Annotated in this window: 22 protein-coding genes and 1 pseudogene; 12 read left to right on the top strand and 11 right to left on the bottom strand. The window is 62.8% G+C overall.

The features are described from left to right. Nucleotides 1–108 precede the first annotated feature (108 nt). The 3 genes from N430_RS09090 (at nt 109) to sbcB (ending at nt 2,462) form a co-directional block, all read left to right on the top strand. Complete coding sequence (locus tag N430_RS09090) at nt 109–495, top strand: tetratricopeptide repeat protein (RefSeq protein WP_110635943.1); 387 nt, start codon at nt 109–111, stop codon at nt 493–495. A gap of 124 nt (nt 496–619) precedes the next feature. Further along, nucleotides 620–979: a PilZ domain-containing protein gene (locus N430_RS09085; RefSeq protein ID WP_110635946.1), complete on the top strand. Its 360-nt coding sequence runs from the start codon at nt 620–622 to the stop codon at nt 977–979. 46 nt (nt 980–1,025) lie between these two features. Continuing rightward, nucleotides 1,026–2,462, top strand: a complete 1,437-nt coding sequence (sbcB, locus tag N430_RS09080) for an exodeoxyribonuclease I (protein ID WP_110635949.1) — start codon at nt 1,026–1,028, stop codon at nt 2,460–2,462. A 70-nt stretch (nt 2,463–2,532) separates the two neighbouring features. Here the strand turns inward: sbcB and mvaT are convergent, their stop codons facing one another. After that, a complete protein-coding gene (gene mvaT / locus N430_RS09075) occupies nt 2,533–2,910 on the bottom strand; it encodes a histone-like nucleoid-structuring protein MvaT (RefSeq protein WP_027917937.1) in 378 nt (125 codons plus the stop codon). 296 nt (nt 2,911–3,206) lie between these two features. On the opposite strand from mvaT, the gene purU reads away from it, so the two are divergent. Continuing rightward, nucleotides 3,207–4,058 carry a formyltetrahydrofolate deformylase gene (purU, locus tag N430_RS09070; protein ID WP_023378897.1) on the top strand — a complete coding sequence of 284 codons (852 nt, stop codon included), beginning with the start codon at nt 3,207–3,209 and terminating at the stop codon, nt 4,056–4,058. 190 nt (nt 4,059–4,248) lie between these two features. On the opposite strand, the gene N430_RS09060 is transcribed toward purU, so the two are convergent. From N430_RS09060 to N430_RS29970, 5 genes and pseudogenes are all read right to left on the bottom strand, one after another. Continuing rightward, entirely contained in the window at nt 4,249–5,241 is a 993-nt protein-coding gene (locus tag N430_RS09060; RefSeq protein WP_110635951.1) for a lysylphosphatidylglycerol synthase transmembrane domain-containing protein, read from the bottom strand. Beyond that, nucleotides 5,238–6,002 carry a DUF2334 domain-containing protein gene (locus tag N430_RS09055; RefSeq protein ID WP_110635954.1) on the bottom strand — a complete coding sequence of 255 codons (765 nt, stop codon included), beginning with the start codon at nt 6,000–6,002 and terminating at the stop codon, nt 5,238–5,240. The genes N430_RS09060 and N430_RS09055 overlap by 4 nt, the downstream gene beginning before the upstream one ends. Further along, nucleotides 5,995–7,116, bottom strand: coding sequence for a glycosyltransferase family 1 protein (locus N430_RS09050; RefSeq protein WP_110635958.1), 1,122 nt, complete (start codon nt 7,114–7,116; stop codon nt 5,995–5,997). Before N430_RS09050 ends, N430_RS09055 begins: the two co-directional genes overlap by 8 nt. Nucleotides 7,117–7,312: 196 nt before the next feature. Then, a complete protein-coding gene (locus N430_RS29975; RefSeq protein WP_371922770.1) occupies nt 7,313–8,077 on the bottom strand; it encodes a methyl-accepting chemotaxis protein in 765 nt (254 codons plus the stop codon). Nucleotides 8,078–8,170: 93 nt separating this feature from the next. Beyond that, a pseudogene (locus N430_RS29970) lies at nt 8,171–9,187 on the bottom strand (cache domain-containing protein); the annotation flags it as partial. Between the two features lie 166 nt (nt 9,188–9,353). Between N430_RS29970 and N430_RS09040 the strand changes: the two are divergent. Further along, the gene (locus N430_RS09040; protein WP_110635964.1) at nt 9,354–10,829 is read left to right on the top strand and encodes a helicase HerA-like domain-containing protein; all 1,476 of its coding nucleotides are present in this window, start codon (nt 9,354–9,356) and stop codon (nt 10,827–10,829) included. A 157-nt stretch (nt 10,830–10,986) separates the two neighbouring features. Here N430_RS09040 and N430_RS09035 read toward each other — a convergent pair whose 3' ends face one another. Both N430_RS09035 and N430_RS09030 read right to left on the bottom strand, forming a co-directional pair. Beyond that, the gene (locus N430_RS09035; protein WP_079226693.1) at nt 10,987–12,459 is read right to left on the bottom strand and encodes an inorganic phosphate transporter; all 1,473 of its coding nucleotides are present in this window, start codon (nt 12,457–12,459) and stop codon (nt 10,987–10,989) included. 315 nt (nt 12,460–12,774) lie between these two features. After that, nucleotides 12,775–12,975: a hypothetical protein gene (locus N430_RS09030; protein ID WP_027917930.1), complete on the bottom strand. Its 201-nt coding sequence runs from the start codon at nt 12,973–12,975 to the stop codon at nt 12,775–12,777. Between the two features lie 459 nt (nt 12,976–13,434). Here N430_RS09030 and pcaR point away from each other — a divergent pair, with 459 nt between their 5' ends. The 7 genes from pcaR to pcaC all read left to right on the top strand — a co-directional run bounded on the left by pcaR (nt 13,435) and on the right by pcaC (nt 21,343). After that, on the top strand, nt 13,435–14,310 hold the full coding sequence (gene pcaR, locus N430_RS09025) for a pca regulon transcriptional regulator PcaR (protein ID WP_178083375.1): 876 nt from the start codon (nt 13,435–13,437) through the stop codon (nt 14,308–14,310). A 292-nt stretch (nt 14,311–14,602) separates the two neighbouring features. Continuing rightward, a complete protein-coding gene (locus N430_RS09020; RefSeq protein ID WP_110635967.1) occupies nt 14,603–15,946 on the top strand; it encodes an MFS transporter in 1,344 nt (447 codons plus the stop codon). A gap of 152 nt (nt 15,947–16,098) precedes the next feature. After that, a complete protein-coding gene (gene pcaF / locus N430_RS09015; protein ID WP_178083378.1) occupies nt 16,099–17,304 on the top strand; it encodes a 3-oxoadipyl-CoA thiolase in 1,206 nt (401 codons plus the stop codon). A 181-nt stretch (nt 17,305–17,485) separates the two neighbouring features. Beyond that, complete coding sequence (locus tag N430_RS09010) at nt 17,486–18,775, top strand: MFS family transporter (protein ID WP_110635973.1); 1,290 nt, start codon at nt 17,486–17,488, stop codon at nt 18,773–18,775. Nucleotides 18,776–18,784: 9 nt separating this feature from the next. After that, nucleotides 18,785–20,137, top strand: a complete 1,353-nt coding sequence (locus tag N430_RS09005; RefSeq protein WP_110635976.1) for a 3-carboxy-cis,cis-muconate cycloisomerase — start codon at nt 18,785–18,787, stop codon at nt 20,135–20,137. Between the two features lie 11 nt (nt 20,138–20,148). Then, the gene (gene pcaD / locus N430_RS09000; protein ID WP_110635981.1) at nt 20,149–20,940 is read left to right on the top strand and encodes a 3-oxoadipate enol-lactonase; all 792 of its coding nucleotides are present in this window, start codon (nt 20,149–20,151) and stop codon (nt 20,938–20,940) included. Between the two features lie 10 nt (nt 20,941–20,950). After that, nucleotides 20,951–21,343: a 4-carboxymuconolactone decarboxylase gene (gene pcaC / locus N430_RS08995; RefSeq protein WP_085675148.1), complete on the top strand. Its 393-nt coding sequence runs from the start codon at nt 20,951–20,953 to the stop codon at nt 21,341–21,343. Here the strand turns inward: pcaC and N430_RS08990 are convergent. The 3 genes from N430_RS08990 to N430_RS08980 all read right to left on the bottom strand — a co-directional run bounded on the left by N430_RS08990 (nt 21,340) and on the right by N430_RS08980 (nt 24,294). After that, the gene (locus N430_RS08990) at nt 21,340–21,852 is read right to left on the bottom strand and encodes a DUF962 domain-containing protein (protein ID WP_110635984.1); all 513 of its coding nucleotides are present in this window, start codon (nt 21,850–21,852) and stop codon (nt 21,340–21,342) included. The two genes, pcaC and N430_RS08990, sit on opposite strands and share 4 nt — an antisense overlap. 71 nt (nt 21,853–21,923) lie before the next feature. Beyond that, complete coding sequence (locus N430_RS08985; protein WP_110635988.1) at nt 21,924–22,847, bottom strand: LysR family transcriptional regulator; 924 nt, start codon at nt 22,845–22,847, stop codon at nt 21,924–21,926. A 190-nt stretch (nt 22,848–23,037) separates the two neighbouring features. Continuing rightward, complete coding sequence (locus N430_RS08980; protein ID WP_110635991.1) at nt 23,038–24,294, bottom strand: OprD family porin; 1,257 nt, start codon at nt 24,292–24,294, stop codon at nt 23,038–23,040. Nucleotides 24,295–24,380 lie beyond the last annotated feature (86 nt).

The raw sequence follows: 24,380 nt of genomic DNA, 5'->3' as shown, positions 1-24,380 counted from the left end.
ACCTGCGACCAATGCAGGGTGGCATTTGAACGGGTGGGAGTATCCTTGCAAATGGCTGTGAAGATTTGCCGGCAATGGCCGATAAACAGGCATCAAAGGAGATACCCCATGCGCGCCCTGATCATAATCGCCCTGGCGGCCAGCACTGTCGGCTGCACCCGCTGGTCCATGGACCACCACCTGAACAACGCCTACCGCGCCTATGACCGGGGCGATTGTTCGAAGGTCATGCTGGAGCTGTCGCAGGTCGACCGCACCAGCCGTGCGCGGCCGTTCATCCACCCGGAAGTGTCGCTGCTGCGCGGCCAGTGCCTGGAACGCGACATGCTTTATGTGGATGCGGCGCAGACCTACGAGTACCTGATCCAGCAGTACCCGGGCAATGAATACGCCTACCGGGCCAAGGCGCGCCTGGAGACCCTGCAGAAGCTCGGGCACTACCGTGGTGCAGAGGCGGCGGTGGCTAACCCGGTCAATACCCCTACTTGGCGTTAACACCAAGGTGTCATTAATTTCACGGGATTTGACCGGCGCGCTGCGCTAATCTGTAACCCAGCTGTTACAACAACCGCCAGTACCTTGCATTCCTGGCATCAGGTACGGGACTGCACTCGCGATCATGTTCATCCAGCGCCATATCGAACGCCATCAGTTGCCTTGTGTGCTCAAGGTCTACAACCGCTTTACCGATCAGCCGATCGGTCAGCTGGGCAATGCCTCCGAAGACGGGATCATGCTGATCAGCTCGCTGCCTGTGCTGGTCGGGCCGGACTTCGAGTTGCAATTGCGCATCCCGCTGGCCGGTGGCGGATTTCAGTTCATCAACCTGACCGCCAGTTGCCTGTGGTGCCGCGAAGACCAGACCCCGGGCCACTACGATTCCGGTTTCATGCTGCTGCAGGCGCCGCGCGAATACGATGAATTCGTCCGCTCGCTGCGCGACTATTTCAGTTTCCGCCCCGCCAACGCTTCCGCCTGAGCCTGTCTCCGCTAAAATCGGGTCGACCTCGAAACAGGACGACCCCGTGACTTCCAGCATCTTCTGGCACGACTACGAAACCACTGGCATCAACCCACGCTGCGACCGGCCGTTGCAGGTCGCTGGTGTGCGCACCGATTTCGAACTCAACGAGATCGAAGAGCCGATCAACCTCTATTGCCGCCCTTCGGACGATATCCTGCCGCACCCGGCCGCCTGCCTGGTCACTGGCATCACCCCCGAGCAACTCGCCAGCCAGGGCCTGTGCGAGGCCGAGTTCATGACGCGGGTCCACCAGCAACTGGCGCGCCCCGGCACCTGCAGTGCCGGCTACAACACCTTGCGCTTCGACGACGAAGTGACCCGCTACAGCCTGTACCGCAACTTCTTCGACCCTTATGCCCGCGAGTGGCAGGGCGGCAACAGCCGCTGGGACCTGATCGACGTCGTGCGCACTGCCTACGCCCTGCGTCCGGAAGGCATCGTCTGGCCGCAACAGGATGGGCGCACCAGCCTGCGTCTGGAGTTGCTCAGCCAGGCCAATGGCATCGACCACGGGCATGCCCATGAAGCGCTTTCCGACGTACGGGCCACGATTGCTCTGGCACGCCTGATAAGGCAGAAACAACCGAAGTTGTACGAGTGGCTGTTCCAGTTGCGCAGCAAGCACAAAGTGATGGAACAGATCCGTCTGTTGCAGCCTCTGGTACATATATCCGGGCGCTTTTCTGCGGCGCGTAATTATCTGGGGGTGGTCCTGCCATTGGCCTGGCACCCGCGTAATCGCAATGCACTGATTGTGTGCGACCTGCATCAGGAAACCCTACCGTTGATAAGGGAAAGTGCCGAGGTACTGCGCGAGCGTTTGTACACGCGGCATGAGGAATTATCTGAAGGACAATTACCGGTGCCGCTCAAGTTGGTACAGATCAATCGCTGCCCGGTAGTCGCTCCGCTTTCGGTATTGCGCCCTGCCGATCAGCAGCGACTGGGCATCGATCTGGCACTGATGCAATCACGCGCTGAACAGTTGGCTAATCAACAGGCTGAATGGCAGGACAAGCTTGAGCTTATCTACGGCAAGGAGGACTTTGCTGCGGTTGAAGACCCGGAACAGCAGTTGTATGACGGATTCATCGGTGACCGTGACCGCCGCCTGTGCGAGCAAGTTCGCACGCTGGACCCTGCGCAATTAGGGCATGGCCACTGGATGTTCGATGATCCGCGCCTGCCGGAGTTGTTGTTCCGCTACCGCGCGCGTAACTTCCCGGAAACCTTGAACAGCGAAGAGCGCCAGCGCTGGTATGGCTTCTGCCAGCAGCGTCTGAGTGACCCGCAATGGGGTGCACCGAACACGCTGGGTGATTTCGAGCAGGCCAGGCAGAGCGCCTGGGCCAACGCCGACGAGGCCGGGCGGCGGGTGCTGGACGCCTGGCAGGTGCATGCTCGCAACTTGAGTGAGCAGTTTGCTATCAGCCTTTGAATGAGCAAACAAAAACGCCGGCATCATGCCGGCGTTCTTGTTTGTATATACAAAGCGTTGCTGTGGACAATCAGTCCAGCAGGGTCGCCCAGCTTTCAACCACGTCACCACCCCATTTGGCTTTCCATTCTTTCAGGGTCTTGTGGTTGCCGCCTTTGGTTTCGATCACTTCACCGTTGTGCGGGTTCTTGTATTGCTTGACCTTGCGCGCACGCTTGGTAGCAACTGGTTTCGCTGCACCGCGTGGGGCTTTGCTCAGTTTCGACTCTGGGTCGAGCAGGGCGATGACGTCGCGCAGCGACTTGGAGTACTCGCCCATCAGGGTGCGCAGTTTGCCTTCGAACTCCAGTTCTTTCTTCAGCTTGTCATCCTGCGACAGGTTGGCCAGGCGGGCCTGAAGTTCCTTGATGGCTTCTTCGGTAGCGCGGTATTCGTTGATCAGGGACATGGAGTGTTCCTTAATGCGTGTTCAGAAATGTGTGAGGCAATAATAGACAGGCGATACTCTCAAGTAAACCTATTATTCGACACTTAACTGTTATTAGCCCTGTGACAAATTATCTCAAGATTAAGAAAAATTTACATATGGCCCTGCGCTTCGTCCTGATTGTCATCAGGCTGTAGTAGCCGGGGTTACCGCCAGGTCTGCCGGGCATGTCGCTACCGGCCGGCGTAATGATTACTGCGTTTTTCTGGTCGTGCCGCTAGAATGAGCGCCTTTGCGAAGTTCTGGAGTCTTAATTCATGCGCACCTATCGTCTGGTGATCGCCTGCCCCGACCGTGTTGGCATCGTGGCGAAAGTCAGTAATTTCCTGGCCTTGTACAATGGCTGGATCAACGAAGCCAGCCACCACTCTGATGAGCAGAGCGGTTGGTTCTTCATGCGCCATGAAATCCGCGCCGAATCGCTGCCATTCGGTATCGAGGCGTTCCGCGAAGCCTTCGCGCCGATCGCCGAAGAGTTCTCCATGACTTGGCGTATCACCGACTCGGCGCAGAAGAAGCGCGTGGTACTGATGGCCAGCCGCGAATCGCACTGCCTGGCCGACCTGCTGCACCGCTGGCACACGGATGAGCTGGATTGCGAGATCCCGTGTGTGATTTCCAACCACAACGACCTGCGCAGCATGGTCGAGTGGCACGGCATTCCATTCTTCCACGTGCCGGTCGATCCGAAAGACAAGGCTCCGGCCTTTGCCGAAGTGTCGCGCCTGGTCCAGGAGCATGCGGCTGACGTGGTGGTGCTGGCGCGTTACATGCAGATCCTGCCGCCGCAACTGTGCCAGGACTATGCCGAGAAGGTCATCAACATCCACCACAGCTTCCTGCCGTCGTTCGTCGGCGCCAAGCCGTATCACCAGGCCGCCCTGCGTGGCGTGAAGCTGATCGGTGCGACCTGCCACTACGTGACCGAAGAGCTGGATGCCGGCCCGATCATCGAGCAGGACGTGGTGCGTGTGAGCCACGCCGACAGCATCGAAGACATGGTCCGCTTCGGCCGTGACGTCGAGAAGATGGTGCTGGCCCGTGGCCTGCGCTATCACCTGGAAGACCGCGTGCTGGTGCATGGCAACAAGACCGTGGTATTCGATTGATACCACTGCGGGGGCTGCATGGCGGCCCCCAATGCTTTTGCGGAGAACAAGATGGCAATCTCACGCAACAAACCCACTGCCTCAGCTCCCCCCACCCTCGGCGAAGGCTGCCTGGCCCGCTACGACCCCGAAGCCCTGAGCGACGACGACGGCACCGACTTCCCCGATGCCGCCGAATTGTGGCGCCAGCTCAACCCGCCTGACGCCGCCAGCGCTCCAGCAAAGGACGCGCCAGCAGGCAGACAAACACCGGCCCACCCGCCAGCAGATAAAAGTAGTAAGTGATCGCCCGCCAGATCAGGATCGCCGCTGCGGCTGTCGAACTGCCCACCAGCGGTGACAGCAGGCTGGCCGAGGTCAGCTCGGCGGCACCGGCGCCACCTGGCAGCAGGCTGAATTGCCCGGCGCTGAGTGACAGCATCTGCACCAGGAAGCTCGGGATCCACGACAGCTCTACCCCCAAGCCCTGCAGTACCAGGTACAGCACGCTGTAGCGCAGGCTCCAGTGCAGGCAGGTGAGGGTGAACACCATCGCCAGGGTGCGTTTTGGCAGCTGCCAGGTCTGTGCCAGGGCGTCGATGAAATGCAGGACCTTGCGCGCCCAGCGACGTCTGCGCTTGCCAGGCATGCCCAGGCGCTGCAGCACCCGCCCGTTGAAGCGCATCAGCGCCCGCCGATAACGCAGCAGCACGACGATCGTGGCCAGCGCAACGCACAGCAGCAGCGCGCTGCCCAGCAGCATGCTTTGCTGGCTGCGCCCAAGGCTGTGGAACAGGGCATAACCGGCAATCGCCAGCATCGCGCAGAAGAAGAACAGCAGGTCGTTCAACTGATCCATGGCAAATACCGCACCACTGCGGGCCGGCCCGATGCGGTCACGGGCGAGCAGGGCCATGAGGGTGATCGGGCCGCCGCTGCCGCCAGGCGTGGTACAGATCGCGAACTCGGTGGCCATCACCACGCCGAGGCTGCGCACACGGCCAAGCTGCGTCGCTTGCTCGCCGAGCAGCAGGCGCAAGCGCATGGCATTGATCACCCAGCACAGCAGGATCATGCCGAGCAGGGTCATCAGCAGCGTGGTGTCGAAGGTCGCCAGCCTGGGCAGCAGCTCGTTGCCGCCGAGCAGCGCTGGCACCAGCAAGGCGCCAGCCAGTGCCAGGGCCAGCCAGCCGAAGCGGTTCATGCGATCACCTGGCGCTCCAGCCAGGCCAACTTGGTCAGCGGCTCACGGCCTTGCAGCAGCAGGTTGTCGAGGGTGCGCAGCCAATAGTTGCGCGCTGAGCGGTGGCGCATGTCCACCGGGTGCAAGCCAAGTCGCAGGGTTTCAGCGGTGCGCCAGTGCCGGCACTGCCAGTCGCAGACCACCCTCGACAGCCCCCGGCGCCACGCGCTGCGTGCGCTCCATACCAGCCCCGGGGCCTCGAACGCGGTGAAGTCCGGCAAGCGATACAGGTGCTGGGGCGTGCTGGTGTAGCGCAGCGGCAGTTGGCTCAGGGCCTGCCGGGTGCCTTGGCTCATCAGCCAGCCCGGAGCGACGAAACCGGCCACCGGCCAGCCTTGCCCGGCGAACAGGGCCAGGCCTTGTTCCAGGCGCTGCAGGGCTTGCGCCTGGTCAAGGGCATAGAACTCGCCTTCGTGGGTGTAGATACGGCGCATGAAGTACTCGCCGAGGCTGCGCGGCGTGGGCCCGTCGTCGGCGTGGTAGAAGCCGTGCAACGCCAGTTCGTCACCCCGGGCCAGGCGCCGTTCGAGCAGGCGGCAGAAGGTTGGTGAGCGGGTCAGCGGGTTGCGGTGATGAAAGTCTGGCACCACCAGCCAGGTCATCGGCACATTGCCCATTTCGTCCACGGCCTGCACGAACGGCTGGTAGTCCGGCCAGGTTTCGGGCGCGATATCGTGCAGCACCAGCATCAGGCTGCCCGAGGCCCCTGCAGGCTCAGCCATGGGCGCGTACCTGGGGTTGGTGGCCAAGTACCGCCTGGTAGTGTTGCAGCAGGCCAGCCACCACGTTGTCCCACGAATAGTGCTGCTCCACATGCAGGCGGGCCTGGGCGCCGAGCTTGCGTACCCCTGTTTCGAACGCTTCGCGTACGGCCAGGGCCATGGCCTGGCTATCGTTGGGCCGGCACAAGCGCCCGCAATGTTCGTTGACGATCTCGCCGAAGGCCCCGGCGCGTACCGCGACCACCGGTGTGGCGCTGGCCATGGCTTCGAGGATGACCAGGCCGAAGGTTTCCTGATCGCCGGCGTGCACCAGCAGGTCGGCGCTGGCCATCAGGCGGGCAACTTCCTGCGGCGGGCGGAACTGGTCGATGACGCTGACGTTCCCGGGCACGCTGGCTGGCATGTTGGAACCAACCAGCAACAGGTGATAGGGCTGCCCGAGGTGTTGCATGCATTCGAGCAGCACCGGCAAGTTCTTTTCCCGTGAACCGCGCCCGGCATAGATAAGCAGGCGGCTGGTATCGGCTATGCCCAACTGGGCGCGCAGATGCGGGTCGCAATGGCCAGGATGGAAGGTCTGCAGGTCGACACCCAGGCGTTGCACATGCACGTCACGTACATCCAGGCGGCGTAGCTTGTCGGCCATCACCAGGCTGGGCGCCAGTACCCGGTCGAAATTGCCATACAACTTGCTGACATAGGCCTCGACATTGGGCGTGAACCAGTTACCCATGCGGTTGCTCACCAGCAGCGGCAGGTCGGAGTGGTAGAAGCCGATCACCGGCACGTCGAGCTTGCGCCGGGCTTCCAGGGCGGCCCAGGCGGTGAGGTACGGGTCGCCGACTTCGATCAGGTCGGGCTTGAGGCGGCGTAGCACGTTGCACCAGGGCGCCAGGCGAACCGGGAAGCGGTAGCCTTTGCCAAACGGCAGGGGCGGTGCAGGGACCTGGTAGATGCCATCGGCATGGCTGGCGCTGGGGCCGGGGATGAGGAGGCTGTGGCGTACGCCTGGAAGCGCGTCGAGGCGATGGTGTTTGGCGTCGAGGTAAGTCCGCACGCCGCCGCTGGCCGGGGCGTAGAACATGGTGATGTCGGCGATGTGCACGATCAGCATCCCTCCGGGATCGTCTTCGGGTGTGTCATCTGGCGATGACGCGCCTAAAGGTTGACCTACCTGAAGGATAGTTTGTTCGATCGGGTTGGGCGGGAGGGCAGTGCTGGATTCTTCGCGGCTGGAGCCGCTCCCACAGGGATTTCCACAATCCTGTAGGAGCGGCTTCAGCCGCGAAGCAGGCGACGCGGTCTGACGGTCAGATGCGGAAGCTGCCGACCAGGTGCTTCAGGCGGGAGGCCTGCTGTTCCAGGTCCGAGCAGGCGCGCAGGGTGGCCTGCAGGTTCTCGACACCTTCCTGGTTGAGCATGTTGATCTCGTTGATGTCCATGTTGATCGAGTCAACCACGGCGGTCTGCTCTTCGGTGGCGGTGGCCACCGACTGGTTCATGCCGTCGATCTCGCCGATGCGCACGGTCACGCTGTCCAGGCGCTCGCCGGCCTGGTTGGCGATCTGCATGCTGTCCTGGCTGTGACGCTGGCTCTGGCCCATGGTGTCGACCGACTCGCGGGCACCGACCTGCAGCTCTTCGATCATGGTCTGCACCTGCTGCGCCGACTCCTGGGTGCGATGCGCCAGGTTGCGGACTTCGTCGGCGACCACGGCAAAACCACGCCCGGCCTCACCGGCGCGGGCCGCTTCGATCGCGGCATTGAGCGCCAGCAAGTTGGTCTGCTGGGAAATGCTGGTGATCACTTCGAGGATCTGGCCGATGTTCACGGTCTTGCTGTTGAGCGTCTCGATGTGCGCGCTCGAGGTGACGATCAGGTCGGACAGGCGGTTCATCGCGGCGATGTTGCGCTCCACCACCTGTTGGCCTTCCTCGGCCAGCAGGCGCGCGGAGCTGGCGTGCTGCGAGGCCTGGGCGGCATTGCCGGCGATTTCCTGGGCGGCGGCGCCGAGCTCGTTGATGGCCGCAGCGACACTGTTGGTGCGGTTGGATTGCTCGTCGGAATTGGCCATCGACGAGTTCGAGGCGCTGATCACGCGCAAGGCCACTTCGTTGACCTGCTCGGTCGCCGACGACACTTCGCGGATCGAGCCGTGGATACGTTCGACGAAGCGGTTGAAGGCCTTGCCGAGAATGCCGAACTCGTCGTGGTTATGGATGCTCAGGCGCTTGGTCAGATCGCCTTCACCTTCGGCGATGTCTTCCATGGCGCGGGTCATGGTGTGCAGTGGCTGCATCAGCACGCGGATCAGCAGGCCGAGCAGGCCGATGATGATCACCACTGCTACCAGGGTGGCGATCACCGCCGAGGTGCGGAAGGTGCTGAGCATGGCAAAGGCCTTGTCCTTGTCCACCGACAGGCCGATGTACCAGTTGGCCGAGGGCAGGCCCTTGATCGGGGTGAAGGTCAGCAGGCGAGCCTTGCCGTTGGCGTCGACTTCGGTCAGCTCGCCGGACAGTTTCGGCGTGTGCTGCGGGAACAGGTCCGACAGCGACTTCATTACCAGTTCCTTGTCCGGATGGACCAGGATCTTGCCCTGGTCGTTGACCAGGAAGGCGTAACCCATGCCGCCGAAGTTCAGCGAGTTGATGATCTGCACCAGGCCATCGAGGGCGAGGTCGCCACCGACCACACCGACGCTGCTGGAAACCTTGCTGAGGATGCCGATGACCATCTTGTTGGTGGTCAGGTCGATGTAGGGCTCGGTAAGAATCGCACCCTGGGCGTTCATGCCGTCCTTGTACCAAGGCCGGGTGCGCGGGTCATAGCCATCGGGCATCTTGGCGTCCGGTCGTACGCTGAAACCACCATCGACCTTGCCCAGGTAGACCGTGAGGAAGCTCGAAATCAGGGCATTCTGGCCCATCAGCGTTTCGGCGTTGGCCGGTTGCTGGGCAATGTTCTGCGCCAGGTTTTCCACCAGCTTGATACGGCCATCGAACAGGTTGCGGATGTTGGTCGAAGTAGATTCGCCCATTTCAGCCAGATAATTCTCCAGATTCTCGCGGATCGCATTACGCTGGAGGTAATCGTTGTAAAGGGTGAACAGGCTGAAGGCGAGTATCACGATCAATGACGCAGCCAAAAGGATCTTGTGGCTGAAACGCAGGTTTTTGTTCATGGCGTAATCGGTTCCGCTAAGGTTTTTATCGGGCGTTCGCACGGTGTCGCTGCAAACAGTGCAACATCCCGAAAAGTCCTTTTTCGGTTGCTCCTGTCTATTAAGGCGAATATCACCCAAAGGTATCGGCCGAATTAAGCCAAAGCTTGAGCGGGGGATTAGAGAGATGTCGGATACTTCGACCATAGTTGTAGGCGCTGACCCGAACGGTCAGCCAGTTCAGCAAGCCATGCGCCTGGCCAATCGCCATGGCTTGGTCGCCGGTGCCACCGGTACCGGCAAGACCGTGACCTTGCAGCACCTGGCGGAGGTGTTCAGCGATGCTGGCGTGGCGGTGTTCGCAGCAGACGTCAAAGGCGACCTCTGCGGTTTGGGTGCGGCCGGTGCGCCACAAGGCAAAGTGGCCGAGCGGATCGTTGGCATGCCTTGGCTGGGACACACGCCAAAAGCCTATCCGGTAACGCTCTGGGATGTGGCGGGGCAGTCTGGCCATCCGTTGCGTACCACGCTCAGTGAAATGGGCCCGTTGCTGCTCGGCAATCTGTTGGAGTTGACCGACAGCCAGCAGGCCGCGCTGTATGCGGCGTTCAAGGTGGCGGATCGCGAAGGTTTGCTGCTGCTTGACCTGAAAGACCTCAAGGCCTTGTTGGCGCACCTGAAGGACAACCCGCAACTGCTCGGCGAAGACAGCGCGTTGATGACCACTGGCTCGACCCAGGCTTTGCTGCGCCGGCTGGCAACCTTGGAGCAGCAGGGCGCCGAGGCGTTGTTTGGCGAACCGGCGCTGCAACTGGAGGACCTGTTGCGGCCGGATGCCGATGGCCGTGGGCGTATCCACCTGCTTGATGCCAGCCGACTGGTGCATGAGGCACCGAAGGTGTACGCGACCTTCTTGCTGTGGCTGCTTGCTGAACTGTTCGAGCAGTTGCCGGAACGTGGTGATGCCGACAAGCCGGTGCTGGCGCTGTTCTTCGATGAGGCACATCTGTTGTTCAACGGCACGCCCAAAGCGCTGCAGGACCGCCTGGAGCAGGTGGTTCGTCTGATCCGCTCCAAGGGCGTTGGCGTGTATTTCGTCACCCAGTCGCCGGGCGATCTCCCCGATAGCGTATTGGCCCAATTGGGCTTGCGTATCCAGCACGGTCTGCGCGCGTTCACCGCCAAAGAGCAAAAGTCGCTCCGGGCCGTGGCGGATGGCTTCCGCCCGAACCCGGCGTTCGACAGCCTGGCGGTGCTGACCGAACTGGGGATTGGCGAAGCGTTAGTCGGCACCCTGGAAGACAAGGGCACGCCAGCGATGGTCCAGCGGGTGCTGATCGCCCCCCCGCAATCGCGTATCGGGCCGTTGAGTGCGGCAGAGCGCAGTGCCTTGATTGCGGCGTCACCCTTGCTGGGGCGGTATGACAAGGCAATCGACCGGGAGTCGGCCTATGAAATGCTGAGTCAGCGCAAAGGTGAGGCGGTGGAGCCGGCGCCAGTGCCAAAGGCGGACGAAGAGAGTTTCACTGACAAGGCGGGTGAGTTTTTGCAGAGTGCGGCGGGGCAGGCGATCAAGTCGGCGGTGCGCCAGGCGGCCAATCAGTTGGGGCGACAGCTGGTGCGTGGATTGATGGGGTCGTTGCTGGGTGGCAAGAAGAAGTGAAGGCAGCGCGGCCTTTGTGGGAGCGGCCTTGTGTCGCGAAAGGGCCGCCTAGCGGCCCCAGCAATCTGTGCTTTTGCATAGATCCTGGGGCCGCTTCGCACCCCTATCGCGACACAAGGCCGATCCCACAGGGCCTTTTTCAGTGCAGCGGAATCGCTCAGGCCAGTGCCTTGGACGCCAGCCAGAACAGGCCGGCCGCCAGGCCCATCGAGGCCGGCAGGGTCAGGACCCAGGCCAGCAGGATGGTCTTCACAGTGCCGCCTTGCAGGCCGCTCTTGTTGGCGACCATGGTGCCGGCAACGCCGGACGACAGCACGTGGGTGGTCGACACCGGCAGGGCGAACACGTTGGCCATGCCGATGGCGCAGGCCGCGGTGATCTGCGCCGACATGCCCTGGGCATAGGTCATACCCTGCTTGCCGATCTTCTCACCGACGGTCAGCACCACACGCTTCCAGCCGACCATGGTACCCAGGCCAAGGGCCAGGGCGACGGCCACGATCACCCAGAACGGGGCGTACTCGGTGGTGGCGGTCAGGTCCTTGCGCAGCTTCTCGAGGTCGGCCTTTTCACGGGCGTCCAGGCCAGGCAGCTTGCCGACCTTCTTCGCGGTGTCGTCCAGGCACAGCAGATAGCGGCGCACTTCGACACGCTTCTCGGCATCCAGTGCGTGGTAGTCGGTCACCCCTTGCAGGGAGGATTGCAGGGCGGCGATGGTCGGTTCGGTCTGCTGCGGGTTGCAGCTGAACTGCTCCGGCAGGTCGGTCGACTTGGCCTTGCCCAGTGCCAGGAACTCGCCCAGGGTGGCGGCGTTGCGCTGGTAGAACTGGCTCATGTGCAGGGTAGCGTCGCGGGTGCGCTCGATCTGGTAGGTGGTGCTGTTCAGGTCGAGGACGAACTTGGCCGGGACGATACCGATCAGCACCAGCATGATCAGGCCGATGCCTTTCTGGCCATCGTTGGAACCGTGCACGAAGCTCACGCCCATGGCCGAGATCACCAGGACAAGGCGGTTCCAGAACGGCGGGTGCTTCTTGTCGTCGAGCTTGCGGCGCTGGTCCGGGGTCTTGTGCATCTTCGACAGCGGGCGCCACCATTTCAGGCCGACCAGCACCAGGGCGGCGACAGCGAAGCCGGCAATCGGCGAGACCACCAGCGACATGGCAATGTCGATCGCTTTCTGCCAGTTGACGCCATCGCCCAGCGGGATGTCGTTGATCAGTGCGTTGGCCAGGCCCACGCCGAGGATAGAGCCGATCAGGGTGTGCGAGCTGGAAGCGGGGATGCCGAAGTACCAGGTCCCGAGGTTCCAGGTGATGGCAGCGGCCAGCAGCGAGAAGACCATGGCCAGGCCATGCCCGGTATTCACATTGATCAGCAGCTCGACCGGCAGCAGGTGCACGATGGCGTAGGCCACCCCGACACCACCGAGCAGAACGCCGAGGAAGTTGAACACCCCGGAGAAGAACACGGCCAGGTGTGGTGGCATGGCTTTGGTATAGATGACGGTGGCTACCGCGTTTGCGGTGTCATGAAAGCCATTGATGAACTCGAATGCGAGCACGAAGGTCAGGGCGAGCAGCAGGCTCACCAATACCCAGGCATCCAGTCCGCTGAATAAATCGATCATGAAGGTTGTCTGGCGGTCATAGGGGGGCGGGATTATGCCAGAAAACCTTGGCAATCGATGCACCCACTGCTGACCGATGGCAGCTTTGTGAGCGCCCTCTCAGCCCAGCAGGTGACGTGATCTGGCGGAAAAAGTTCCGTTAAAAAGCAAGAAATCGCCAAAAATTCGTTAAATTTCTGGAAAAAGCTCGGCGCCGCAAGGCTTCAAACGGTCGTATGAAATTTGTGTAATTCCATTTCATCCTCGGCCATTCGGTAAAGATCGGCCGCGTCGAGGGCGCAAGGCCTGCGACGAGAGGGCGGTGCAGCGGGCAGCTCAGGGTTGCTCGCTGCGCAGTTCCTTTTCCATTTTTTCCAGTTCCTGGCTGAAGGCCTGGTCCTGGACGGTGGCACGTTTGCGCCAAGGCTTGCGTTCCGGTTCCGGTTGCGCGGCATAGGTGGTGACTTCACCACCGTAAACTTCCTTGTAACGTTCTGCCTGGCGCTCGAGTTCCGCGCGCAGTTCATCTTTCGTCACAGTAATACCTGAATGAGTAGAAGTGGCTGATGTTGCATGCAGGTGCAAGTTGCCCATGCACACGACGTGCTGGTTGGCGGATGAAAGCCGGGCCAGTATTCCATTGCCGGAGTGTCGATCCGGGCCAGCGGAATCGATTATAGCAATCGGTAAATCGCCAAACAGGGATATTTATGTAATAGCGTGCAAAGTTTCAAGGCCACAGGTGGCCTGTACAAACTTTGAGCAACCAACACCTTGAATAGTTCGCTGACATTTTTGCCGCAAAGCAGAAATAAAACGGCCCCGCACGAGGCGAGGCCGTTGCCTGGGGACTTCTACGGTGGGTACCTGACCAGTCTCTCCAAAGAAGCCACATGTGGCAGGAGAAAGGTATAAGTAAATTTGTCGGCGGTCAATTGCGATTATCGGCCGTTCGTTCGATAATCGCACGAGCCAGCGATTTTTTTGAGGTGAGCGATGAACGACGAAAGTACGGCCAACGAATCTGCCAACCCAGAGGCGATACGCCCGAGCGCACCCGCTCTGGCACCGCCGATCGTGGCCTCGCCGGCCAAGCGCATTCAGGCGTTTACCGGTGACCCTGACTTCATGACCTCCCTGGCGCGTGGCCTGGCGGTGATCCAGGCCTTCCAGGAGCGCAAGCGCCACCTGACCATCGCCCAGATCAGCCATCGCACCGAAATCCCCAGGGCTGCCGTGCGCCGCTGCCTGCACACACTGATCAAGCTCGGTTACGCCACCACCGATGGGCGCACCTATTCGCTGTTGCCGAAAGTGCTGACCCTGGGCCATGCCTACCTGTCGTCGACGCCGCTGGCGGTGTCGGCCCAGCCTTATCTGGACCGCATCAGCGACCAGTTGCACGAGGCCGCCAACATGGCCACCCTCGAAGGCGACGACATTCTTTATATAGCCCGCTCGGCCACGGTGGAGCGGCTGATTTCGGTCGACCTGTCGGTTGGTGGGCGGTTGCCGGCCTATTGCACGTCCATGGGCCGCATCCTGTTGGCAGCGATGGACGACACCAGCCTGCGCGAATACCTCGACCGCGCCGACCTCAAGGCGCGCACCAGCCGTACCCTGAATGACCCCGAGTCATTGTTCGCCTGCATCCAGCAGGTGCGGGAGCAGGGCTGGTGCGTGGTCGACCAGGAACTGGAGCAGGGGCTGCGCTCGATCGCCGTGCCTATCTATGATGCGTCCGGGCAGGTGCTGGCAGCGCTGAACGTGAGCACCCACGTCGGGCGGGTGACGCGCAGCGAGCTGGAGCAGCGCTTCCTGCCAATTCTGCTGGCGGCCAGCCGCGACCTTTGTCACCAGTTGTTCGGTTGACGGTGTTGGCGACACTGTTTCCTGTTCGATAAACGCACAGTGTCGCTCCGGGTGAATTGCGCCACCCGCCATCGCTGATTAATGTCTCTCGCAACGGTCGGCTCTGCCGACCGATACAAGAAAAACATAAGAGGCGCATCCCATGACCACTGTCACTCGACTGCCGCGGCCGCACCCGTTCGCAGTACCGTTGTATCCAGGCTGATTCAGGCCGCACTTATTCGATATTCAAGCCCTGTGCTCTTGACCCAAGTGCAGTGGCCCGACCGTGCCCCCTTTCTGGATAACAACAATGAACCAACCTCACGCTGTCGGGAATAATCTCGACGTCCAGTCGTTCATCAATGAACAACCGCTGTCGCGCTATCAGTGGCGCGTGGTGATCCTGTGCTTCCTGATCGTTTTCCTCGATGGCCTCGATACTGCGGCCATGGGCTTTATCGCGCCTGCCTTGTCGCAGGAGTGGGGCATCGACCGTGCCAGCCTTGGCCCTGTGATGAGTGCCGCGTTGATCGGCATGGTGTTCGGTGCCCTGGGCTCCGGGCCGCTGGCCGATCGTTTCGGGCGCAAGGGCGTGCTGGTCGGTGCGGTGTTGGTGTTCGGTGGTTTCAGCCTGGCCTCGGCCTATGCCAGTAATGTCGACCAACTGCTGGTGCTGCGCTTCCTGACGGGCCTGGGGCTGGGGGCGGGGATGCCCAATGCCACCACGCTGCTGTCCGAATACACCCCGGAGCGCCTCAAGTCGCTGCTGGTGACCAGCATGTTCTGCGGCTTCAACCTGGGCATGGCCGGTGGTGGTTTCATCTCGGCGAAGATGATCCCGGCCTACGGTTGGCACAGCCTGCTGGTGATCGGTGGCGTGCTGCCGCTGCTGCTGGCCGTGGTGCTGATGGTCTGGCTGCCGGAATCGGCGCGCTTCCTGGTGGTGCGCAACCGCGGTAACGACAAGGTGCGCAAGACCCTGGCGCCGATCGCGCCAGCGGTGGTGGCACAAGCGGCCAGCTTCAGTGTGCCGGAGCAGAAGGCCGTGGCTGCGCGCAACGTGTTTGCGGTGATCTTCTCAGGGACCTACGGCCTGGGCACGGTATTGCTGTGGCTGACCTACTTCATGGGCCTGGTGATCGTCTACCTGCTGACCAGCTGGCTGCCGACGCTGATGCGCGACAGCGGCGCCAGCATGGAGCAGGCCGCGTTCATCGGTGCGCTGTTCCAGTTCGGCGGTGTGCTCAGTGCCGTAGGGGTAGGCTGGGCCATGGACCGCTTCAACCCGCACAAGGTCATCGGCATTTTCTACCTGCTGGCCGGGGTGTTTGCCTACGCCGTGGGCCAGAGCCTGGGCAACATCACCGTGCTCGCCACCCTGGTGCTGGTGGCCGGCATGTGTGTCAACGGTGCACAGTCGGCCATGCCATCGCTGGCCGCACGCTTCTACCCGACCCAAGGTCGCGCCACAGGCGTATCGTGGATGCTGGGCATCGGCCGCTTCGGCGCGATCCTCGGGGCCTGGAGCGGAGCGACGCTGCTGGGCCTGGGCTGGAACTTCGAGCAGGTACTGACCGCCTTGCTGGTGCCGGCGGCGCTGGCGACGGTGGGCGTGATCGTCAAAGGGTTGGTGAGCCACGCCGACGCGACCTGATCAGGTGGGGGCTGCATTGCGGCCCCTTCATCGGAGATGAATAGCAGGGCAACATTTGGTTCGATAACCGCACATTTAGTCGATTATCGAATTGTAGCGACCCCTCAGTCTCCTTAATCTGGGCTCAACGTAGCACCCCTGGCAGGAGAAGCCTGATGCGTGAAGTATTTATCTGTGACGCCATCCGCACCCCGATCGGCCGCTTCGGCGGCGCCCTGGCCGGCGTGCGTGCCGACGACCTGGCAGCCGTTCCGCTGAAGGCACTGATCGAACGCAACCCCTCGGTACAGTGGGACCAGCTCGACGAAGTGTTCTTCGGCTGCGCCAACCAGGCCGGTGAAGACAACCGCAACGTCGCGCGCATGGCCCTGCTGCTGGCTGGCCTGCCAGAGAGCGTCCCGGGTGTGACCCTGAACCGACTGTGCGCCTCGGGCATGGATGCAATCGGCACGGCCTTCCGCGCCATTGCCAGTGGCGAGATGGAGTTCGTGATTGCCGGCGGCGTCGAGTCGATGTCGCGTGCGCCGTTCGTCATGGGCAAGGCCGAAAGCGGCTACTCGCGCAACATGAAGCTGGAAGACACCACCATCGGCTGGCGTTTCATCAACCCGCTGATGAAGAGCCAGTATGGCGTTGATGCGATGCCAGAGACCGCCGACAACGTGGCTGACGATTACAAGGTTTCCCGTGCTGACCAGGACGCCTTTGCCCTGCGCAGCCAGCAGAAGGCTGCTGCGGCCCAGGCTGCCGGTTTCTTCGCTGAAGAGATCGTGCCCGTGCGTATCGCTCACAAGAAGGGCGAAACCATCGTCGAGCGCGACGAACACCTGCGTCCTGAGACCACCCTCGAAGCGCTGACCAAGCTCAAGCCGGTCAACGGCCCGGACAAGACCGTCACTGCGGGCAACGCTTCGGGCGTCAACGATGGCGCTGCGGCATTGATCCTGGCCTCGGCCGAGGCGGTGAAGAAACACGGCCTGACCCCACGTGCCCGCGTACTGGGCATGGCCAGCGCCGGTGTTGCCCCGCGTGTCATGGGCATCGGTCCAGTACCGGCGGTGCGCAAGCTGACCGAGCGTCTGGGTGTGGCAGTGAATGATTTCGATGTGATCGAGCTCAACGAAGCCTTCGCCAGCCAAGGCCTGGCGGTGCTGCGTGAGCTGGGTGTGGCCGACGATGCGCCGCAGGTGAACCCCAACGGCGGCGCGATCGCCCTGGGCCACCCGCTGGGCATGAGCGGTGCGCGCCTGGTGCTGACTGCGCTTCACCAGCTGGAGAAGAGCGGCGGGCGCAAGGGCCTGGCGACCATGTGTGTGGGCGTTGGGCAAGGGTTGGCGCTGGCCATCGAGCGGGTTTGACCTGTACCGGCCTCTTCGCGGGCAAGCCCGCTCCCACAGGATTGTCGTTGCCCACTGCACAACGCGAACCTGTGGGAGCGGGCTTGCCCGCGAAGAGGCCAATTGCCAGTCCCCAAGCGGAACGAGTGTGTTACTAGGTATGTCTAGACTTACCTAGGACCCCTCCAGGAGTAAAACCGCCATGACCTCAACCTATTACACCGGTGAAGAGCGCAGTAAGCGCATCTTCGCCATCGTCGGTGCCTCTTCGGGCAACCTGGTGGAATGGTTCGACTTCTACGTCTATGCCTTCAGCGCGATCTACTTCGCTGCGTCCTTCTTCCCCTCCGACGACCCTACCGTGCAGCTGCTCAACACGGCCGGCGTATTTGCTGCGGGCTTTCTGATGCGCCCGATCGGTGGCTGGATCTTCGGCCGCCTGGCCGACCGCCATGGCCGCAAGAATTCCCTGATGATCTCGGTGCTGATGATGTGCTTCGGCTCGCTGATGATCGCCTGCCTGCCGACCTATTCGAGCATCGGTGCCTGGGCACCGGCGCTGCTGTTGCTGGCGCGGCTGATCCAGGGCCTGTCGGTGGGGGGCGAGTACGGCACCACCGCGACTTACATGAGTGAAGTGGCCCTGCGCGGTCAGCGCGGCTTCTTCGCGTCGTTCCAGTACGTGACCCTGATCGGTGGCCAGTTGCTGGCAGTACTGGTGGTGGTGATCATGCAACAGCTGCTGACCGAGGAAGAACTGCGCGCCTGGGGCTGGCGCATTCCGTTCGTGGTCGGTGCCATTGCCGCGCTGATCTCGCTGATGCTGCGTCGCTCGCTGCACGAGACCAGCAGCGCCGAAACCCGCAAGGACAAGGAAGCCGGCACCATCAAGGGGCTGTTCCGCCACCACACCGCAGCGTTCATTACCGTGCTGGGCTACACCGCCGGTGGCTCGCTGATCTTCTACACCTTCACCACCTACATGCAGAAGTACCTGGTCAACACGGCAGGCATGCCGGCGAAGACCGCCAGTTTCGTGATGACCGGCGCGCTGTTCCTGTACATGGTGATGCAGCCGTTCTTCGGCATGCTCTCCGACCGCATCGGCCGGCGTAACTCGATGCTGCTGTTCGGCGCGTTGGGCACGATCTTTACCGTACCGCTGCTGATGGCGCTGAAGACCGTGAGCAGCCCGTTCATGGCGTTCGTACTGATCACCCTGGCCCTGTGCATCGTCAGTTTCTACACCTCGATCAGTGGCCTGGTGAAAGCCGAGATGTTCCCGCCACAGGTCCGTGCGCTGGGCGTGGGCCTGGCTTACGCAGTGGCCAACGCAGCGTTTGGTGGCTCGGCCGAGTATGTGGCCCTGGGGCTGAAGACCATGGGCATGGAAAACACCTTCTACTGGTACGTGACGGCCATGATGGCGATTGCCTTCCTGTTCAGCCTGCGCCTGCCGAAGCAGGCGGAATACCTGCACCACGATGATTAAGGACGTTGCATGAGCAACCAACTGTTCGACGCCTACTTCACCGCGCCGGCCATGCGCGACGTGTTCTCCGACCGTGGCCGCCTGCAGGGCATGCTCGACTTCGAGGCCGCGCTGGCCCGTGCCGAGGCCGCTGCCGGCCTGGTGCCGCACAGTGCCGTGGCGGCCATCGAGGCGGCCTGCCAGGCCGAACGCTATGACGTGAGGGCGCTGGCCGATGCCATCGCCACCGCCGGCAACTCGGCGATCCCGCTGGTCAAGGCGCTGGGCAAGGTGATCGCCAGTGGTGTGCCCGAAGCCGAACGCTACGTGCACCTGGGCGCCACCAGCCAGGATGCGATGGATACCGGGCTGGTCTTGCAGTTGCGCGATGCACTGGCGCTGATCGAAGCCGATCTCGGCAAGCTCGCCGAGACCCTGGCACGGCAAGCCTTGCAGCATGCCGACACGCCGCTGGTTGGCCGCACCTGGCTGCAACATGCCACGCCAGTGACCCTGGGTATGAAGCTGGCGGGTGTGCTCGGTGCCTTGACCCGCCATCGCCAGCGTCTGCAGGAGCTGCGCCCGCGTCTGCTGGTGCTGCAGTTCGGCGGTGCCTCCGGGAGCCTGGCAGCCCTGGGCAGCAAAGCCCTGCCGGTGGCTGAAGCGCTGGCCGAACAACTCAAGCTGACCTTGCCCGAGCAGCCGTGGCACACCCAGCGTGATCGCCTGGTGGAGTTCGCCTCGGTGCTTGGCCTGGTGGCCGGCAGCCTGGGCAAGTTCGGCCGTGATGTCAGCCTGCTGATGCAGACCGAAGCCGGAGAGGTGTTCGAGCCTTCCGCGCCGGGCAAGGGCGGTTCCTCGACCATGCCGCACAAGCGCAACCCGGTGGGTGCTGCTGTGCTGATCGGCGCCGCAACCCGCGTGCCGGGCCTGCTTTCGACACTGTTCGCCGCCATGCCCCAGGAACACGAGCGCAGCCTCGGCCTGTGGCATGCCGAATGGGAAACCTTGCCGGACATCTGCTGCCTGGTCTCTGGCGCCCTGCGCCAGGCCCAGGTGATCGCCGAAGGCATGGAAGTGGATGCCGAACGCATGCGCCGCAACCTCGACCTGACACAAGGCCTGGTGCTGGCCGAAGCAGTCAGCATCGTGCTCGCCCAGCGCCTGGGCCGTGACCGTGCCCACCACTTGCTGGAGCAATGCTGCCAGCGGGCCGTGGCCGAACAGCGCCATTTGCGCGCCGTGCTGGGTGAAGAGCCGCAGGTCAGTGCCGAGCTGAGCGCGGAAGAACTCGACCGCCTGCTCGACCCTGCTCATTACCTCGGCCAGGCCCGCGTCTGGGTGGCGCGCGCCGTGGCTGAACATCAACGTTTGACTGCCTGAAGGAGACCGCTGTGGCGCACTTGCAACTGGCCGATGGCGTATTGAACTACCAACTCGACGGCCCGGCCGATGCGCCGGTGCTGGTCCTGTCCAACTCGCTGGGTACTGACCTGGGCATGTGGGACAGCCAGATTCCGCTGTGGAGCGAACACTTCCGGGTGCTGCGCTACGACACCCGTGGCCATGGCGCTTCGCTGGTAAGCGATGGCCCCTACAGCATCGAGCAACTGGGCCAGGATGTACTGGCGCTGCTCGACGCGCTGGACATTCAGCACGCGCACTTCGTCGGCCTGTCCATGGGCGGCCTGATCGGCCAGTGGCTGGGTATTCATGCCGGGGCGCGCCTGCACAGCCTGACCCTGTGCAACACCGCCGCCAAGATCGCCAACGACGAAGTGTGGAACACCCGTATCGACACCGTGCTCAAGGGCGGCCAGCAGGCCATGGTCGACCTGCGCGATGCCTCCATCGCCCGCTGGTTCACCCCGGCGTTTGCCCAGCAGCAGCCACAAGAAGCCCAGCGCATCTGCCAGATGCTGGCGCAAACCAGCCCGCAAGGGTATGCCGCCAACTGCGCGGCCGTGCGTGACGCCGATTTCCGTGAGCAACTGGGCCGCATCCAGGTGGCGACGCTGATCGTCGCCGGCACCGAAGACGTGGTCACCACGCCGGAGCATGGCCGCTTCATGCAGGCCGGTATCATCGGTGCCACCTACGCCGAGTTCCCGGCGGCGCACCTGTCCAACGTCGAGATTGGCGAGGCCTTCAGCCGCCGCGTGCTCGACTTCCTGCTGGCTCGCTGAGGAATTGGCCATGGACGAGAAACAACGTTACGACGCCGGCATGCAGGTTCGCCGCGCAGTGCTGGGCGATGCCCACGTGGACCGCAGCCTGGAGAAGCTCAACGACTTCAACGGCGAGTTCCAGGAAATGATCACCCGCCATGCCTGGGGTGACATCTGGACCCGCCCAGGCCTGCCGCGTCACACCCGCAGCCTGATCACCATCGCCATGCTGATCGGCATGAACCGCAACGACGAGCTCAAGCTGCACCTGCGTGCGGCAGCCAACAACGGCGTGACCCGCGACGAGATCAAGGAAGTGCTGATGCAGAGCGCGATCTACTGCGGCATCCCGGCAGCCAATGCCACCTTCCACATGGCCGAGTCGGTGTGGGATGAACTGGGCGTAGAGTCGCGGGGTTAAACCCCGCGCACGGCTACTGGCCCGGCATTGGCTTCCACGGCCTGTTTCAATGCCGGGCACAGGCCCAGCATGAATGCCGCTTCAGCCACAACGAACAGCGGGCCGATGATCAGCCCGCTGATATCGTCGACGAACGCCGGCTTGCGGCCTTCGTAATGATGCCCGACGAACTGGATGATCCAGCCCACCACGAACGCACCCAGGCCGGCGCTGAGCCACAGGCCGGTGGATTGCGTGGCCAGTGCCTGGCCGATCCACAGGCACAGGCCCAGCAGCAGGCCCATGACCAGGCCGAAGCGCAGGTCCAGGCGCAGGTAGAATCGCACGGCAGCGGCTGCGGCGAGCAGGGCGGGGGATAGCCAGATGCCTGCAACGTCCCAGCCGGGGCGTGACAGCAGCACAGTCACTGCTACGACGATCAGCGGAATGCCGACGAAGTGGGTGGCGATGTTGCGTGGGTCGCGGTGGTAGTTGGCGTATTGGCTCAGGTGTTCGACGAGGTTTTTCATTGTTGTTCCTCCCTGGGTGGCCGATGTCTCGATATAGCTGAGAATAGCCCGCGGTCACCACCATCATCAGTTCAGCGAATGGCAGCAGCGCGCATTGGTGCATCCAGCCTCACCAGGGTCTCGATCATGGCCCGTGCCGCCGGTGACAACCGGTAGCCGCTGCGGCTGACCACCCCACATCTCACGCTCAGCACCTCCAGGGCCGGTGGCAGGTTGCGCCAGTGCAGGCGCACCAGGCGCCCGCTGGCGAGGTCGTCGGCCACGGCTTCTTCGCTGGCCGTGCCCACGGCATCGCTGGCCAGCACCACGCTGCGCAACACCGCCAGGTGCTCGGTCTGCAAGTGCGGGATGAAATCGCTGCGCCCGCTCAGGTTGGCCAGGCGCTTGCGCACGCCGGGGGCGAGCAGGGCACTGGCCAAAGGGTAGGCGAACAGGTCGTTGGTCGACAGGCTGTCCTTGGCCAGCAGCGGGTGGCCGGGACGGCAGAAGAACAGCCCGGGGCGTGGCGTGAGCGGTTCGGTGTGGAAGTTGGGGTCGGCTTCGAAGGGGCGGATGTCATCGACGAAGAACTCGATCTGCTCGCGGCGCAGGGCCTGGCCCAAGCGCTCGGCATTGTCCACCACCAGCGCCGTGCGGATGCCGGGGTGGCTGGCGAGGAAATGTTGCAGCGCTTGCGGGACCAGGCGCACGGCCAGGGCCGGGCCGCTGCCGAAATGCAGCTCGCCAGCGTCGAGCTTGGTCATCTGCAGCACTTCGTTGCTCAGCTGAGTAGCGCCTTGCACCAGGCGGCGGGCGTGCTGCAGCACTACCAGGCCCTCGGGGGTAGGGGGCAGGGCTTTGCTGGCGCGGTCGACCAGGGGGCAACCGAAGGTGTGTTCGAGGCCCTGGATGGCCCGGCTGAAGGCGGGTTGGGTGATGCCCATGGCTTCGGCGGCACGGACGAAACTGCGGTATTCGGTGAGGGCGATGAAGTAGCGCAGCTGGCGAAGGTCCATGTCGAGGCTCTGCGGTGGAACAGGGCTCGATTTAAGCGGTTACTTCATATGTCGTCAAAGAAGGTTTATTGATTTGGTTATGTCTTTTAATTATTTAAAAGGCAGCTGGCCTCTTCGCGGCTAAAGCCGCTCCCACAGGTCTGACGCAGTAGCTGTGGGAGCGGCTTTAGCCGCGAAGAGGCCAGTGGATTCAAAGCAGATTCAGCGGATAGCTCACGATCAACCGGTTCTCGTCGAACGAGTTGGTGCTGAAGTCCCGGCGCATGGTGGAGTTGCGCCACTTCACCGACAGGTCCTTGAAGGTGCCGGACTGGATCACATACGCCAGCTCGCTCTCCCGCGCCCATTCCTTGCCGTCGGTTACGCCACTGGCGGTGACATTGTCGCCCTTGATGTAGCGGTTCATCAGGGTCAGGCCGGGAATGCCGACGCTGACGAAGTTGAAGTCGTGGCGGACCTGCCAGGAGCGCTCCTTGGCATTGTCGAAGCTCGAGTTGTAGCTGTCGTTGGCCAGGGTGCCGCCACTGGTGCCGTTGACCCGCAGCCAGGCATTGTCACCGCTGACTTTCTGCAGGCCGACGTAGAAGGTGTTGCCTTTGTAGCGCGCCGACAGCATCGCCGAGGCGGTCTTGTTGTCCAGCTGGCCGGCACGTTCTGCGCCATCTTCCTTGCCCCAGAAGTAGCCCAGGTTGGCGCCCAGGGTCCATTCGCCCAACGGCTGGCTGTGCACCAGGTTGAGGTACTGCTGGCGGTAGATGTCTTTGAGCTGGGCGTCCCACAGGCCGATCATGGTGCGTTTGTCGTTGAAGGTGTATTCACCGCCGCCGAAGTTGAAACGGTCGGAGGTGAAGGCCGCGCGGCCGTTGAGCGACATGTCTTCCATGCTGGCGTCGTTGCGCGGGCTGTTGCCGCGGAACTGGCCGGCATACAGGGTCAGGCCTTCGATCTCTTTCGAGGTGAGCTGGCCACCACGGAAGGTCTGCGGCAGCGAACGGCCGTCATCCGAGCGCAGGATCGGCAATACCGGCATCCATTCACCGACTTTCAGTTCGGTCTCGGACACCTTGGCTTTCAATGCCACGCCCAGGCGGCCGAAGTCGTCGGCGGGGCGGCCGTCGTCATGCACCGGCAGCAGCTGGGTATTGGCGGTGCCTTTGCCGCCATCGAGCTTGATCGAATACAGGCCCAGCACGTCCACGCCGAAGCCGACAGTGCCTTGGGTGAAGCCGGAGCGGGCATCGAGGATGAAGCTCTGGGTCCATTCTTCGCCCTTGCCTTGCGGGTAGGCCGGGTCGACGAAGTTGCGGTTGATGTAGAAGTTGCGCAGGTTGAGGCTGGCTTTGGCGTCCTCCATGAACCCGCCATTGTCGGCGGCGTATACAGGCAGGGCGCAGGAAATGGCCAACAGGCCGGGCAGCAGCTGGCGTGCGGGTTGCGAAGTGCTCATCTGTCGTAAATCTCTTGTTTTTATGGGCGAACCGCTGCGCTGCAGGATGCGGCCTGCAGGCGCGGGTCTTTTGATGAACTTGCGAA

The sequence above is a fragment of the Pseudomonas sp. CC120222-01a genome, assembly GCF_003097235.1.
Classification (GTDB): domain Bacteria; phylum Pseudomonadota; class Gammaproteobacteria; order Pseudomonadales; family Pseudomonadaceae; genus Aquipseudomonas.
The sequence above is the reverse complement of the archived record's forward strand: the minus strand, read 5'-3'. Positions and strand labels throughout refer to the sequence as shown.

What these genes read in the sequence shown, in the direction of transcription:
- N430_RS09090 (WP_110635943.1), top strand. Translation starts at nt 109, where the DNA reads ATGCGCGCCCTGATCATAATCGCCCTGGCGGCCAGCACTGTCGGCTGC.
- N430_RS09085 (WP_110635946.1), top strand. Translation starts at nt 620, where the DNA reads ATGTTCATCCAGCGCCATATCGAACGCCATCAGTTGCCTTGTGTGCTC.
- mvaT (WP_027917937.1), bottom strand. Translation starts at nt 2,910, where the DNA reads ATGTCCCTGATCAACGAATACCGCGCTACCGAAGAAGCCATCAAGGAA.
- purU (WP_023378897.1), top strand. Translation starts at nt 3,207, where the DNA reads ATGCGCACCTATCGTCTGGTGATCGCCTGCCCCGACCGTGTTGGCATC.
- N430_RS09060 (WP_110635951.1), bottom strand. Translation starts at nt 5,241, where the DNA reads ATGAACCGCTTCGGCTGGCTGGCCCTGGCACTGGCTGGCGCCTTGCTG.
- N430_RS09055 (WP_110635954.1), bottom strand. Translation starts at nt 6,002, where the DNA reads ATGGCTGAGCCTGCAGGGGCCTCGGGCAGCCTGATGCTGGTGCTGCAC.
- N430_RS09050 (WP_110635958.1), bottom strand. Translation starts at nt 7,116, where the DNA reads ATGCTGATCGTGCACATCGCCGACATCACCATGTTCTACGCCCCGGCC.
- N430_RS29975 (WP_371922770.1), bottom strand. Translation starts at nt 8,077, where the DNA reads ATGGCCAATTCCGACGAGCAATCCAACCGCACCAACAGTGTCGCTGCG.
- N430_RS09040 (WP_110635964.1), top strand. Translation starts at nt 9,354, where the DNA reads ATGTCGGATACTTCGACCATAGTTGTAGGCGCTGACCCGAACGGTCAG.
- N430_RS09035 (WP_079226693.1), bottom strand. Translation starts at nt 12,459, where the DNA reads ATGATCGATTTATTCAGCGGACTGGATGCCTGGGTATTGGTGAGCCTG.
- pcaR (WP_178083375.1), top strand. Translation starts at nt 13,435, where the DNA reads ATGAACGACGAAAGTACGGCCAACGAATCTGCCAACCCAGAGGCGATA.
- N430_RS09020 (WP_110635967.1), top strand. Translation starts at nt 14,603, where the DNA reads ATGAACCAACCTCACGCTGTCGGGAATAATCTCGACGTCCAGTCGTTC.
- N430_RS09010 (WP_110635973.1), top strand. Translation starts at nt 17,486, where the DNA reads ATGACCTCAACCTATTACACCGGTGAAGAGCGCAGTAAGCGCATCTTC.
- N430_RS09005 (WP_110635976.1), top strand. Translation starts at nt 18,785, where the DNA reads ATGAGCAACCAACTGTTCGACGCCTACTTCACCGCGCCGGCCATGCGC.
- pcaC (WP_085675148.1), top strand. Translation starts at nt 20,951, where the DNA reads ATGGACGAGAAACAACGTTACGACGCCGGCATGCAGGTTCGCCGCGCA.
- N430_RS08990 (WP_110635984.1), bottom strand. Translation starts at nt 21,852, where the DNA reads ATGAAAAACCTCGTCGAACACCTGAGCCAATACGCCAACTACCACCGC.
- N430_RS08985 (WP_110635988.1), bottom strand. Translation starts at nt 22,847, where the DNA reads ATGGACCTTCGCCAGCTGCGCTACTTCATCGCCCTCACCGAATACCGC.
- N430_RS08980 (WP_110635991.1), bottom strand. Translation starts at nt 24,294, where the DNA reads ATGAGCACTTCGCAACCCGCACGCCAGCTGCTGCCCGGCCTGTTGGCC.